The organism is Streptomyces sp. NBC_00203, from assembly GCF_045206325.1.
Classification (GTDB): Bacteria; Actinomycetota; Actinomycetes; order Streptomycetales; family Streptomycetaceae; genus Streptomyces; species Streptomyces lutosisoli.
Map to the genome: position 1 here is coordinate 6,888,805 of NZ_CP108126.1, position 12,817 is coordinate 6,901,621.

The 12,817-nt window shown below is 71.6% G+C and carries 10 protein-coding genes and 1 pseudogene; 7 read left to right on the plus strand and 4 right to left on the minus strand.

What is annotated here, in order from left to right; translation table 11 throughout:
* Window positions 1-7: 7 nt before the first annotated feature.
* Window positions 8-997 (minus strand): SMP-30/gluconolactonase/LRE family protein, encoded by a 990-nt coding sequence (locus tag OG975_RS30930; RefSeq protein WP_406332643.1) that lies wholly within the window; start codon window positions 995-997, stop codon window positions 8-10.
* 153 nt (window positions 998-1,150) lie between these two features.
* On the opposite strand from OG975_RS30930, the gene OG975_RS30935 reads away from it, so the two are divergent.
* Window positions 1,151-1,597, plus strand: a complete 447-nt coding sequence (locus tag OG975_RS30935; protein WP_406332644.1) for a MarR family winged helix-turn-helix transcriptional regulator — start codon at window positions 1,151-1,153, stop codon at window positions 1,595-1,597.
* Here OG975_RS30935 and OG975_RS30940 read toward each other — a convergent pair.
* A pseudogene (locus OG975_RS30940) lies at window positions 1,598-2,678 on the minus strand (glycosyl hydrolase family 65 protein); the annotation flags it as partial. It lies immediately after the preceding gene.
* Window positions 2,679-2,779: 101 nt separating this feature from the next.
* Window positions 2,780-3,886, minus strand: coding sequence for a threonine synthase (locus tag OG975_RS30945; RefSeq protein WP_406332645.1), 1,107 nt, complete (start codon window positions 3,884-3,886; stop codon window positions 2,780-2,782).
* 232 nt (window positions 3,887-4,118) lie between these two features.
* Between OG975_RS30945 and OG975_RS30950 the strand changes: the two genes are divergently transcribed.
* The 6 genes from OG975_RS30950 (at window position 4,119) to OG975_RS30975 (ending at window position 10,923) form a co-directional block, all read left to right on the plus strand.
* Window positions 4,119-5,360, plus strand: a complete 1,242-nt coding sequence (locus OG975_RS30950) for a DUF4190 domain-containing protein (RefSeq protein WP_406332646.1) — start codon at window positions 4,119-4,121, stop codon at window positions 5,358-5,360.
* Window positions 5,361-5,508: 148 nt separating this feature from the next.
* Entirely contained in the window at window positions 5,509-6,261 is a 753-nt protein-coding gene (locus tag OG975_RS30955; protein WP_327431465.1) for a GntR family transcriptional regulator, read from the plus strand.
* A 322-nt stretch (window positions 6,262-6,583) separates the two neighbouring features.
* Window positions 6,584-6,793, plus strand: a complete 210-nt coding sequence (locus OG975_RS30960; protein ID WP_406332647.1) for an SPOR domain-containing protein — start codon at window positions 6,584-6,586, stop codon at window positions 6,791-6,793.
* A 36-nt stretch (window positions 6,794-6,829) separates the two neighbouring features.
* Window positions 6,830-7,237: a (deoxy)nucleoside triphosphate pyrophosphohydrolase gene (locus OG975_RS30965; RefSeq protein ID WP_406332648.1), complete on the plus strand. Its 408-nt coding sequence runs from the start codon at window positions 6,830-6,832 to the stop codon at window positions 7,235-7,237.
* Window positions 7,238-7,650: 413 nt separating this feature from the next.
* On the plus strand, window positions 7,651-8,058 hold the full coding sequence (locus OG975_RS30970; protein ID WP_330307081.1) for an ATP-binding protein: 408 nt from the start codon (window positions 7,651-7,653) through the stop codon (window positions 8,056-8,058).
* Between the two features lie 243 nt (window positions 8,059-8,301).
* A complete protein-coding gene (locus OG975_RS30975) occupies window positions 8,302-10,923 on the plus strand; it encodes a SpoIIE family protein phosphatase (RefSeq protein WP_406332649.1) in 2,622 nt (873 codons plus the stop codon).
* A 253-nt stretch (window positions 10,924-11,176) separates the two neighbouring features.
* Here the strand turns inward: OG975_RS30975 and OG975_RS30980 are convergent, their stop codons facing one another.
* On the minus strand, window positions 11,177-12,772 hold the full coding sequence (locus OG975_RS30980; RefSeq protein WP_406332650.1) for a hypothetical protein: 1,596 nt from the start codon (window positions 12,770-12,772) through the stop codon (window positions 11,177-11,179).
* Between the last annotated feature and the right edge of the window lie 45 nt (window positions 12,773-12,817).

Genomic DNA, 12,817 nt, shown 5'->3' on the forward strand with positions numbered 1-12,817 from the left:
GCGCGCCTCAGATCCCGTGCACCCACGCCACGGTGAACGGCGTCTCGGGAGTCCCCGGCCCCATCGGCCCGCCCTTGTCGAACTGGGAACGGACGACGAGGGTACGGCCGTTGCGGCGGACGAGCGTCGTCGGGATCTGGAGCGCGGTGTCGGTGAAGCTCCGCTCCAGCCGGGCCGAGGTGCCGTCCGCCGACAGCCGCCAACGGGTGATCGTATTGGTCCTGTTGAGAGCGGCCCACAGCGTGCCGCCGACGAGCTCCAGGCCGTCACCGTTCACCAAGTCGCCGCCGGACAAGGTGACTTGGCGTACGTCAGCGGTGGCGAGGTCGATCCGGTAGAGGCCGCCCCCGGTCATGTCGACGGTGAGCAGGAAGCGGTCCGCGGCGACGATGCCGTTCAGGGTGAAGGCGCCGGACGGATGCGGGGCCACGACACCGCTCAGGTCGTAGGCCGTGCTGAGTACGGCGCGGCCCCCGCGTGCGGTCGCCCGCGTCAGCTCGGCCGGTGTCACCCGGTAGACGACTCCCCGCAGGCTGTCCGTCAGATATGCGCTGCCGTCCGCGGTGATCGCGAGGTCGTTGACGAGGTGCGGCGCGTCACCGGGTACGTCGAAACGGGCCAGCAGGGCGCGGGTGCGCACGTCGTACACGTCGACCCCGGACGTCGAGTCGATCACCCAGAGGCGGCCGGCCCGGTCGGCCTTCAGACCGTTGGCGGTGGTCCGGCCGTCCGCGCCCGCGGGCAGGAAGACCTCGGCCGTACGGCGGCCGGGCACGGCCCGGTAGACGGCGCCGGTGGCGTACGAGCCCACGTACAGGTCGCCGGTACGCGGGTCCGCCGCGATGCCCTCGGGGTAGACGCGGTCGCCCGGGAGCTCGAAGGCGGTGGAGACGGAGGTGCGGGGTGTGGCGGTCGCGGGCGGAGCACCCACGACGGCCGCCGTGACGGTCACGGCGGCGGCGGTCAGGAAGGAGCGGCGCTGGATCGAACGGGACACGACGGTGCCTCTCGGTCGGCTTCTCGCACATCAAGGACGAGTACGAACTTAAGTTAGAGCTCTAATCATCGTCAATGTATTTACGAGCGAGTGGGGGCTCATCGTCGTACAGCCCATACAGTGCGCCGCGCAGACCGCCGCTACCATGCGGAAATGACGTCCATGCCCGTGTCCGAGCGCCTCGGCTCCCACCTCAAGCGGGCCGAGCAGGCTCTCAACGCGACCAAGGCCGCGGTCCTGAAACCGGCGGGCGTGACCGTCCCCCAGTACTCGGCGCTGCTCCACCTCAGCGCGAACCCCGGTATCTCGGCCGCCGCCCTGGCCCGCCTCTGCGTGGTCACGCCCCCGACCATGAACACGGTCCTGAAGAACCTCCAGGACCGTGGCCTCATCGAGCGCACCCCGCACGAATGGCACCGGAACGTCCTCGAAACCCGCCTCACCGACGCGGGCCGCACCGTCATGGCCGACGCGGACGCCCGCGCCGTACGGGTCGAACGCGCCCTCGCCGCCGAGTTCACGGACGAGGAGCGCGACGCGCTGGTCGGCCTGCTGGGCCGGTGCGTCGCGCTCCTCGAAAAGGAACGGCCCCAGGCCTGATCAGCGCCGCACGTCGAGCTCGGCGAGCGCGGCCGGCCCCCGCACGGTGACGCACACGAACCGCACCGCCGTGCCGTCCGGAGCGTGCCAGCCCCGCCCGTCCGCCGAGACCTCCACCGTGTACGACGCCGGTTGCTTCGTCCACGTCGGCTCGACCGAGCCGACCTGCGCGCCGCGACCCAAGTCGACGGTCAGGGAGGCGCGTTCGGCCGACGGCGACCAGGTCGTGGCCGGGCTGCCGTCCACGGCTGCCTCCGGGTAGAGGCCCGGCTCCGACGAGGTGGCGGTCGCCGGCCGGCAGCGGGCGAGGTCGGTGGTCGGGGTGAGGTCGGGACGGCGGGTCCTGAGGGTGGCGGTGCCGGTGAGCCGCACGGGCCCCGTGGGAGTCTCCAGGGTGAAGGGTGCGCCGGATCGCAGGCGGACCGTCGTGGTCGTACGGCCGATGTGGATGTCGTACGTCCGTCCGCGCCACCGCAGCCCCGACAGCCGCACGCCGCCGTCCGCCAGTTGGGGCGGGAGCACCGGATCGAGGTGCAGGGCGTTCTCGCGCAGGCGCAGACCGGTCAGGCCGTGCGTGAAGATCTGCAGGAAGCCGCCCTTGCCGGTGAGGAAGTCCTGGGCGGGGGAGCCCGCGAGGGCGTCACCCGCGCCCGCCTTGCCGCCGCGGGCCTCCGAGAAGAGGGCGAACGGGCCCCGGGAGAAGGGACGGTAGGCGCGCTGCAGGAAGGTGTACGCGGCGCAGCCCGGCTCGCCGATCGCGGCCGCGTCGATGGCGTGGACGGAGTCGGTCATGGCCGGGCCGTCCGGGTCGGTGCGCCCGGTGTAGTAGTCGAGGGTCGCGGACGCGGCGCCGGCGGGCATCGGCCACTCCAGCGGGTAGATCAGCAGGACCGCGTCCGCCTGCTTGATCTGGGAGCCGTCGTAGCCCGCGTACTGGAGGAAGACCTTGCGCTCCGGGTCGTACGGCATGCGCAACCCGCCCGCGACGGCAGCCCAGTTGGGCGGGGGCGGGCACGGCGAGGAGCGCCGCCGCACGGGTCGCGGCGCGCAGGGCGGTGGCCGCGACGGCGTTCGTTTGGACCAGCCCCCACCCACCCGCAGCCAAAGAACCGCCCTACGGGGTCTGGGGGCGCAGCCCCCAGGAACGGGATGGGACGGGTAGGGGCGGCGGGGGCGAAAACCCTACGCCCGCGCCAACCCCGTCTTGACCCCCGCTCCGCACAACGGCACCACCCCCGACCGCCCCCCAAGCACCCCCTCCCGAACAGCCGCCCAACAAGCCACCCCCGTCGACTCCACGTACAACCCCCGAGACGCCAAATCCGCCTGCGCATGGCGAATCTGGTCCTCCGTCACCGTCAGAAACGTGCCCCCGGACTCCCGTACCGCCCGCAAAATCTGCCGAGCCCGCGCCGGCCGCGCAATCGCGATGCCCTCGGCGAAGGTGGGCGCCATGGGCGTGACGCCCACGAGGTCGTCCGCGCCCTCGGCCCAGGCGCGGGCCAGCGGAGCGACCGCCGCGGACTGGACGGCGTAGAGGGCTGGCCGCCGGTCGATGAAGCCGGCCGAGTGCAGTTCGGCCACGGCGAGCGCGGCGCCGAGAAGCAGCGTGCCGTTGCCGACGGGGACGACGATGACGTCGGGGAGGCGTCCGCCGAGGTCCTCCCAGAGTTCGTGGACGTAGGTCTTCGTCCCGTGCAGGAAGTACGGGTTGAAGACGTGCGAGGCGTAGAAGACGCCCTCCTCGTCGGCCGCCGACCGCGCGGCCGCAGCCGTCGCCTCACGGTCACCCCCGATCACATGCAACCGCGCCCCGTGCGCCTCGATCTGCTCCAGCTTCTTCGGCGAGGTGCCCTCGGGGACGTACACCGTGCACGGCAGCGCGGCCCGCGCACAGTACGCGGCGATCGCCGTGCCCGCGTTGCCGCTGCTGTCGGCGAGCACCTGGCGGGGCTTCAGCCGCAGGGCGAGTTCGGCCAGCAGCACCGCCCCGCGGTCCTTGAACGACAGCGTCGGCATGAGGAAGTCGAGCTTCGCGGAGATGCCGTCCCGGAGGGGGACCAGCGGGGTGCGGCCTTCGCCCAGGCTGACGGAGGGCGACGCCAGCGGCAGGCACTCCGCGTACCGCCAGAGTGAATTCACCCGCCCGGAAAGGGACTTGAGGGACGCGGGCGTCGGCGCGAAGTCCAGGTCGAGCGGGCCGCGACAGACCGGACAGCACCAGGCGAGCGAGCCGGCCGGGACGCGGGTGCCGTCCGTGGGGCAGAAACAATCCGGCAGCGGTGTCATGTGCGCAGGTTAGATGCGGTTCTTACTGCTTTGTGGCGGGCTCCTCGATCACGTCCTCGTGGAACAGCGGCGACACGGCCGGCCGGCCGTTGACCGCCCGAACGGTTGTCTCCGTGACCCCCATGACGCCCCCGCCCGTGTCGCGTTTACGATGCGCGCAGTCGTACGGAATCCGTACGGAAGTCGTACGTCAGTTCTGCACAGCCCAGCTGGGACTAGGAGCAAGGTACTCGTGGCCATACCCCCGCCGCCCGGGCCGCAGCAGCCCGAGGGTCAGTACCCCCCTCCAGGGACGCCGCCGACCGCTCCGGGGGTGCCGCCGGGCGCGTATCCGTACCCGCAGCAGACGCCCTATCCGGCGCCCTATCCGGCGCCGTACCAGCCCTGGGGCCAGGGCTACTCCCCGTACAACAGCCCGGCGCCCGTCAACGGCCTCGCGATCGCCGCGCTCGTGCTCGGCATCCTTTGCTTCCTGCCCGCCGTCGGGCTGGTGCTCGGGATCGTCGCGCTCGCGCAGATCAAGAAGCGGGGCGAGCGCGGCAAGGGGATGGCGGTGGGCGGCATGGTCATGTCGTCGATCGGTGTCGTGCTGGTCGCGGTCATGTTCGCCACCGGCGGCGCCCGCGACTTCTGGGACGGCTTCCGGGACGCGGCGAACGACTCGGGGAGCTCGGACTCCGCCTTCTCGCTCAGGAAGGGCGAGTGCTTCGACGCGCCGGGCGGCTCGCTGGAGGGCGTGGCGTACGACGTCGACAAGGTGCCGTGCGCGGGCAAGCATGACGCCGAGGTGTTCGCCGACTTCAAGATGAGCGGCGGCGGTTACCCGGGCGACAGCGCGGTCACCGACGAAGCCGACAAGAAGTGCTACGCGCTGGCGGACACGTACGCGATGGACGCCTGGGCCGTCCCGGAGAACGTCGACGTGTACTACTTCACGCCGACCTCGCAGAGCTGGCGCCTCGGTGACCGCGAGGTCACCTGTCTGTTCGGGAACACGGACGCGAAGGGCAGCCTGAGCGGCTCGTTGCGCAACGACGGCACGACCCTCGACGTGGACCAACTCGCGTATCTGGAAGCCGCGCACGGCATCAACGCCGCGATGGACGCGGCGCCCGACGAGGAGTACGTCGAGGACGATCTGCCGGGGCACAAGAAGTGGGCGACCAAGATGTCGGACACGCTCACGGAACAGGCGGGCGCGCTGCGCCGCCACACGTTCGCTCCCGCCGCCAGGAAGCAGGTCGCGGCCCTGGTCAAGGACATGGAGCTGTCCCAGAAAGAGTGGGCGCAGGCGGCGAAGGCGAAGGACGCGGACACCTTCTACGCCCACTACGAGAAGGGCATGAAACTCATCGACCCCAAGAAGACGGTCACCACACGCAAGGCTCTGGGGCTCGCCACGACGCCGCCCGCGTACGACGAGAACGGCGGCGGCGAGAGCGGCGGCGAAGGCGGCACCGGCGTGGAGGTGTGACGGCGGCCATAGCGGGGAGAAAGTGCCTGCGTAAAGCCCCCGGGGGTCACATGTCATCACATCGAGTGATTCTCTGGCCTTCGCTTGCATGGCACAACCCACGGTTGCCACGCTGTTGCTGTCTGTACAACCTGATGGGAGCGGCTAAGTGACATTCGGTGAGCAGCCGGCGTACCTGCGCGTCGCGGGCGATCTCCGCAAGAAGATCGTCGACGGTTCGCTGCCACCGCACACCCGCCTTCCGTCCCAGGCCAGGATCCGCGAGGAGTACGGCGTCTCGGACACGGTCGCCCTGGAGGCGCGCAAGGTGCTGATGGCCGAGGGGCTGGTCGAGGGCCGCTCCGGGTCGGGCACCTATGTGCGGGAGCGCCCGGTGCCGCGCCGGGTGGCCCGCTCCGGGTACCGGCCGGACAGTGGTGCGACGCCGTTCCGTCAGGAGCAGGCGGACATCTCCGCGCGCGGCACCTGGGAGTCGCGCAGCAGGCAGGTCGAGGCGAGCGGCGCGATCGCCGAGCGCCTGTCCCTCCAGCCCGGCGACCGCGTGATGTGCACGAACTACGTCTACCGGGACGGGGGCGAGGCCATGATGCTCTCCACGTCCTGGGAGCCCCTCGCCGTCACCGGCCGTACGCCGGTGATGCTCCCCGAGGAGGGTCCGCTCGGCGGCATGGGCGTCGTCGAGCGCATGGCGGCCATCGACGTGATCGTGGACAACGTCACGGAGGAAGTGGGAGCGCGCCCAGGCCTCGCCGAGGAACTCCTCGCACTGGGCGGCGTACCCGGGCATGTCGTCGTCGTCATCCAACGGACCTTCTACGCGTCGGGACGCCCGGTCGAGACGGCCGACGTCGTCGTACCGGCGGACCGGTACCGGATCGCCTATCACCTGCCGGTGAAGTAACCCCCGGTGAAGTAACCGCCGGTAGCCGGGGCGGCGGCACCGTTGGTGCCCAAGTGGACCGCGCGTGAACCCGGTTGGAATCTGGCCTTTCTCAAGTGCCCGGCCCGCGCCGGACTTCGCGCTGCTCGAGGGGCGCACGGAGAGCGGTCGACAGCGCGTTCGATGGCGTACGAAGCCTCCGCTCCTGGCTGGTTGCGTACCTCTTTGTGAAAAGTCGTATTCGCTGCGTAAAGGTTAGGCGTAGGCTCGGGCATATGCGGATTGCGGTTTCCTTAGAGGGCGGGGTAGGGCGGGGGCCCGGGGCGGGAAGTGGAGGGGCGCGATGAACGACGGCACGATCACTCTTCCCTGGCTCGTCATACGACAGGACGACAACGGCAATCGCTATCGCGTGGGCAGGTATGCGACCCGCGCCGAGGCCCAGAAGATCGCGGACAGCCTCGACCATCGCGGGCACAAGCAGCTGTACTGGGTCGAACGGATCGGGCAGAACGGCCAGGGCGGCCAGAACCTGCAGAACGGAAGCAAGTGATCCACGGGGCCGCGGGGCTCCCGTAGGCTCCGGCGCATGACCGAACGGATCGTGGTGGTCGGAGCCGCCCTGCTGAGCGGCGGACGCCTGCTCGCCGCCCGCCGCAGCGCGCCTCCCGAGCTGGCCGGACGCTGGGAGCTGCCGGGCGGCAAGGTCGAGCCGGGGGAGACCCCCGAGCATGCCCTCGTGCGGGAGCTGCGCGAGGAACTCGGCGTCGAGGCGGAGCCCCTGGAGCGGGTCCCCGGCGAGTGGCCCCTGAAGCCGGGGTACGTCCTGCGGGTGTGGACCGCGCGGCTGCGCTCTGGCTCCGCCGAACCGAGGCCGCTGGAGGACCACGACGAACTGCGGTGGCTCACCCCCGACGAGATCTGGGACGTGGACTGGCTGGACCAGGACGTACCGGCGGTGAAAGGTGCGCTGCTGAGGCTGGACGCGGGGGAGTAGCCGCTCGGTGCGGGAGCCCTGCGGGCGGCTTGGCGAGGCTGGCGGGTAGGGGTTGTTCGTTTGTCTGCGGGTGGGCGGGGGCTGGTCGCGCCCCGCGGCGGAGCCGCAGATGTCACAGCCCCGCGCCCCTGAAGAGCGGGGCTGCGCCCCGCAATCCCACGCCCGCCCCGGGTTTTATAGGGGCGCGGGGAACTGCGCGACCAGCCCCCACCCACCCGCAGCCAAAACACAGCCCAGGGGGTCAGGGGCGTCAGGGGCGCACGGAGGTCTGGCGGGGCGTAGGGGCGGGCCGGGTTGAAGGTTGCGTACGCCGTTCGTGCCACAGTGCGCCTTCGTGTGCGGTAAGGCATCCCGGATATCGGGTATGTGCCCATTAACCCCACGAAACCGGACATGGGTTCCTGGCCTGGGAAGTGATCGGCGTGATCGACACCGAAGGCGACTGCGCCGAGTGGACCTTTCCCGCGGAGCCAGGTGCCGTCCGCACCGCTCGTGCCGTCGTCAGGGGCCAGCTGCGCACCTGGGAGCTGGATTCCCTCGGTGACATCGCCGCGCTGCTGGTCAGCGAGCTGGTGACGAACTCCCTTCGGCATGCCACGGGCCCCATCGGCGTACGACTGGTGCTTCCCGCCGGGGTGCCGGACGCCCTGCTGGTGGAGGTCTCCGACCCGTTGCCGGATCCGCCGCGCGAACGGACCGCCGCCGCCGACGACGAGAGCGGCCGCGGACTCCAGCTCGTGGCCAGCTCGTCCCGGCGCTGGGGCACCCGTCCTGGAGGCGGCGGAAAGACAGTCTGGTTCGAGCTGGCGGTGCCTGGTTGACGGCTCGTCGGCCGGGGGGCGCGCGACCGACTGGTTCAGGCCACTGGTGCCGACGGGACTCTTTGATTCGACGGGGCGCCACCTGGTTAGAAGACTGGGAGTATGTCGCGGCCGGTCCAAAAACCATCGGGACCGTGCTGTGATCGTGAACACCGTGTTGTGCGGCGCCGTAGTGCTGGATACTGCGGGCAGCCGCCCCCGGTGACCGGTGCCGGACGCGGTGAGCTGGAGGGGACGGTTCGCGTGAGCGAGATACCAGCGAAGGCCACGGAGTCCGAGGACCCGTCGGACCGCGCGAGGGCTGAGGCGGCGGGCGATTCCGCGCGCACGGTGCCCGGCGAGGGAACAGGTGGGGCGGCCACGGGCGACGTGATGTGGCAGAGCAGTCCGCCCGGTTCGATCTACGACTACATCAAGGTCGCCTCGTTCTCCATCGGCGCCGACGGGCTCGTCGACCAGTGGAGTCTGCGAGCCGAGCAGCTCTTCGGCATCTCCCCCGAGCGCGCTGTCGGCATGGACCCCATCGAGGCGTTCGTCGCCCCCGACCGGCGTGAGTTCGGGCAGCGCAAGATGGCGGAGATCCTGGACGGGCGCGAGTGGACCGGTGTGGTCCCCTTCCGGATGCCGGCCCCCGAGGGCGGTGGCGAGGGCGCCGAGGGGCTCGCCGAGGTCTATGTGATGCCCACCACTACGGAGGACGGTGAGCGGGCCGCCGTATGCATCGTCGTGGATGTCCGCACCCTGCGCCGGATCGAGACGGACCTCGCCGCCTCGCAGTCGATTTTCGGTCAATCTCCGTTCGGCTTCCTGCTGATCGACACGGATCTGCGGGTCCGGCGCGCCAACCAGCGGTTCGCCTCGATTTTCGGCGGCGGCGTCGACGACCACCGTGGCAAGGGAGTTCACGACTATCTGCCGCGCTCGGAGGCCGAGCGTGTCTCCGCCACCCTGCGCCGCGTCCTGGAGACCGGCGACTCCATCACGGACATGCACGTCACCGGGTATCTGCCCGGCTCCGACGAACGCCGCCACTGGTCCGTCAACCTCTACCGTGTGCACAGCGGCAGCGGCCGCCCCATCGGTATCGCCTGGCTCGGAACCGACATCACCTCCCGCCGCGCCGCAGCCCGTGAGGCGGCCGCGGCCCGGCGCAATCTCGCCCTTCTGAACGAGGCGGGCGCCCGCATAGGCAACTCCCTCGACCTGGAGACCACCGCACGCGAACTGCTCGACGTGGTGGTCCCCGGCTTCTGCGACCTGGCCACGGTGGACCTCTACCAGGGCCTGCTGGCCGGCGACGAGACCCCGCCGGGCCTGGCCGACGGCAGCGCCGAACTCCGCCGGGTCGCCTTCGCGAGCGCTGTCTCCGACGCGCCCTTCGTCGGCGGACCGGCACCGGTGGCCGTGGGCGCGGTCCACCACTACCCGTTCAACTCGCCCTGCGCGGACGCCCTGCGCACCGCACGGCCCCAGCACATCCCCGCCGAAGAGGGCGGCCTCATCCAGTCCACCCTCGCGGTCCCGATGGTCGCCCACGACACCGTCGTCGGGCTCGCCCAGTTCTCCCGTACGAAGGGCAGCGAGCCGTTCGGCGAACGCGACCGCGCGCTCGCGGTGGAACTGGCCGCACGAGCCGCCGTCTGTATCGACAACGCGCGCCTCTACCGCCGCGAGCACGAGCGCGCGCTGATCCTGCAACGCTCCCTCCTCCCACCGGGCGACCCGGAGGCCTCCGGCCTGGACATCGCCTGCCGCTACCTGCCGGGCAACGCGGCGACGGAGGTGGGCGGCGACTGGTTCGACGTCATCGAACTGCCCGGCCACCGCACGGCGTTGGTGGTGGGCGACGTGATGGGCCGCGGCCTGCGCGCCGCGGTGGCGATGGGTGAACTCCGTACGGCCGTACGGACGCTGGCCCTGCTCGACCTCGAACCCGCCGAAGTCCTCTCCGCGCTGGACGAGATCGCGCGCGGTCTCGGCACCCCCGGCGGGGTCCAGCAGGCCACCCGCGCGGCCCGGCAGCCGCGCGACGCGGATCTGTCGGAGGTGTACCTCGCGACCTGTGTGTACGCGGTCTACGACGCGGTGACCAGACGCTGCACCTTCGCCAACGCGGGCCATCTGCCGCCGGTGCTGGTGGAGCCCGGCGAGAGCGCGCTGATGCTCGACGTGCCGCCGGGGATGCCGCTCGGGGTGGGCGGCGAGCCCTTCGAGGAGGTGGAGGTCGAACTACCCGAAGGTTCACTGTTGGCGCTCTACACGGATGGACTGGTCGAATCCCGCGACCATCCCCTCGACGAAGGCCTGCAAGCCTTCGTGGGTGCCCTCACCGATCCCTCCAGCCCCCTGGAGGACGTCTGCGACCACGTCCTCAACACCCTCGACACCCACCATGGCGAGGACGACATCGCCCTGCTGATGGCACGTGTCCAGGGGCTGCCCGCCGATTCCGTCGGCGACTGGACCCTGCCGCGCGAGCCGCGCAGCGTTGGGCGCGCCCGCGAATACGCCCGTACGCAGCTGGTGTCCTGGGGCCTGGAGCCCCTCGTCGACACGGCGGAGCTCCTGGTCAGCGAGCTGGTGACCAACGCGTTGCGCTACGGCGAGGGCGAGATCAGGCTTCGGCTCCTTCTCGACCGGATGCTCGTCTGCGAGGTCTGGGACGCGGGGCTTGTTCAGCCGCGGCGACGGAGGGCGCGTGACACCGACGAGGGTGGGCGGGGGTTGCAGCTCGTGGGCCTGCTGTCCGCGGCGTGGGGCTCCCGACGGACCCCGCGGGGCAAGACGGTGTGGTTCGAACTCCCGCTGCCGGACGGGGAGACGGGGCTGCCGGATCCGGCGGAGGCGTTGCTGAGCCTGTTCTGAGCCGAACGGTTCCTCGCCCCCGCCGCCCCTACCCGTCCCATCCCTGGGGGCTGCGCCCCCAGACCCCCGCTAAAAGATTGCGCAGTTCCCCGCGCCCCTTAAGGGGCGCGGGGCTGTGACATTTGCGGCTCCGCCGCGGGGCGCGACAAGCCCCCACCCACCCGCAGCCAAAGAACCGGCCTACGGGGTCTGGGGCGGAGCCCCAGAAGGATGGGACGGGTAGGGGCGGCGGGGGCGAAAACTCGTCGTCGGGTCAGGTGGGGGGCGTTGCCCGGCGTGGTCGTGTTCGAGGGCCACCGAAGCTCGCGGGGCCGCCTCCGGCACCGAGGAGGATCCCGCCCAGCACGGCACCCCCCACTCCGGCCCCCTCATACCCCCCGTACGGATTGCCGAAGGCCCGCACATCCCGCTCGGCAAGCTCCCGCGCCTGACGGGCGAGAACATCGGCCCGCTGGACTTCGAGGAGGAGAGGCGCCAGGGCGACATGACGTTCCGCCTCCGCCAACCGCGTACGCGCCTCGCACCCCACCGCCCCCCGATGCGTCGTGATGAATCCCCCCGCGACGGCGACCGCACCGCGGGCGGGCAGGAGAGCGTGGTCGAGGAGGCCGCCGGCGCCCTCGGACGAAGGGGCGCCGGCGGACGTCGAGGCGAGCACCGTGCCCGCCTCGGCAACGAGCCGCAGGACGTCCAGGGGGTCGTACGGCCCGGCCGCCGTCAACCGGCGTACGTCGGCGAGGAGCGCCTCGGCGTGTGCGACATGCCCGGGCAGCGCACCGACACCGACGGTCACCAGCCGGCGGCGGGCCTCCGCGAGACCGGCCTCCACTCCGGTGAGCGCGGCGGGCAACTGCCCGGCGGCCGAGGCCAGTTCGCCTGCCAGCCGGTCGACACCGTTCACGAGGACGCCCGCCTGGTCGACGGCACCCTCCGCCGCGCGCAGATACGCGGTGGCCTTGCCGACGTCGCCCCGGTCGAGGGACTGCCGCGCCTGGTTGAGATGGATCGTGGCGAACACGAGCCGGTCCTTGGCCTGTTCGGCGTGGCCCATGACCGGGAGGGACGCGGAGGGGGTGTACCGCTTGTGGAGGTCGCCGAGCGTCGTCTCCGTGGCCGGGGTGCGTGCGGCGAGCTCACGGAAGCGGGTCTCCGCGTACTCCAGCGCGGTCGCCGCGTTCCGCTCCAGGGCGCGCAGCTGGTCGAACCCGGCCGCCTCCGAGTCCAGCCGCCGCCCCGCCTCCGTGCAGCGAAGGACGATCTCCTCCAGCATGCCCCGGCTGTCCGCAGGGGGCGCGTCGTCGAGCCGCTGCCGCAGCCGGAAGGCCTCCGCCAGCTCGGACCTCGCGTACGCCAGGGCCTGCGCGTACGGCTTGACGGCTTCGTCTCCGAACTGGGCGGTGGCACAGCCGAGTTCCTCGGCGCTGGTCCGGACGCAGTCGTCGGTGGCGACCAGTAACTTCCGGGCGTTCCCGTCGAGTTCATGGACCGGTATCGGCGCGGCGTGGCGGAAGCTGCCGCCCGGTGTCGTACGCGTCCTCGCCCGCCGCTTGCGCCGCCCGTACCCGTACGCCGCCAGTGCCGCCGCGGCGCCCACCGCGACGAGGGGCAGTACGAGATCTCCGGTGGCCGTCCCGTCCTGGCCCGGGCCGCCCGCGGCCTCCTGCGCCCCCGCCTCCTCGGTGACCCGCACGTTCCGCGCGAGGGTCGCCGGACCCCCGCTCCCCGCCTTAGCCAGGGGCAGCACCAGCCACCCCACCGCCACCAGCCCCCCGAGCACGGCATGCGCCACCCGCACGGCTATGTGGGACGTGGCTCGGCGCGACCGGTTCCGGGTCTGGGGCGACGTCACATTTGGGAGCGTATGACCGCTTGCACGCCGACGCGACCGGGGTAC

Excerpts from the sequence above, each read along its gene's own strand:
- OG975_RS30935 (WP_406332644.1), top strand. The coding sequence starts at position 1,151 with ATGACGTCCATGCCCGTGTCCGAGCGCCTCGGCTCCCACCTCAAGCGG.
- OG975_RS30965 (WP_406332648.1), top strand. The coding sequence starts at position 6,830 with ATGACCGAACGGATCGTGGTGGTCGGAGCCGCCCTGCTGAGCGGCGGA.
- OG975_RS30960 (WP_406332647.1), top strand. The coding sequence starts at position 6,584 with ATGAACGACGGCACGATCACTCTTCCCTGGCTCGTCATACGACAGGAC.
- OG975_RS30945 (WP_406332645.1), bottom strand. The coding sequence starts at position 3,886 with ATGACACCGCTGCCGGATTGTTTCTGCCCCACGGACGGCACCCGCGTC.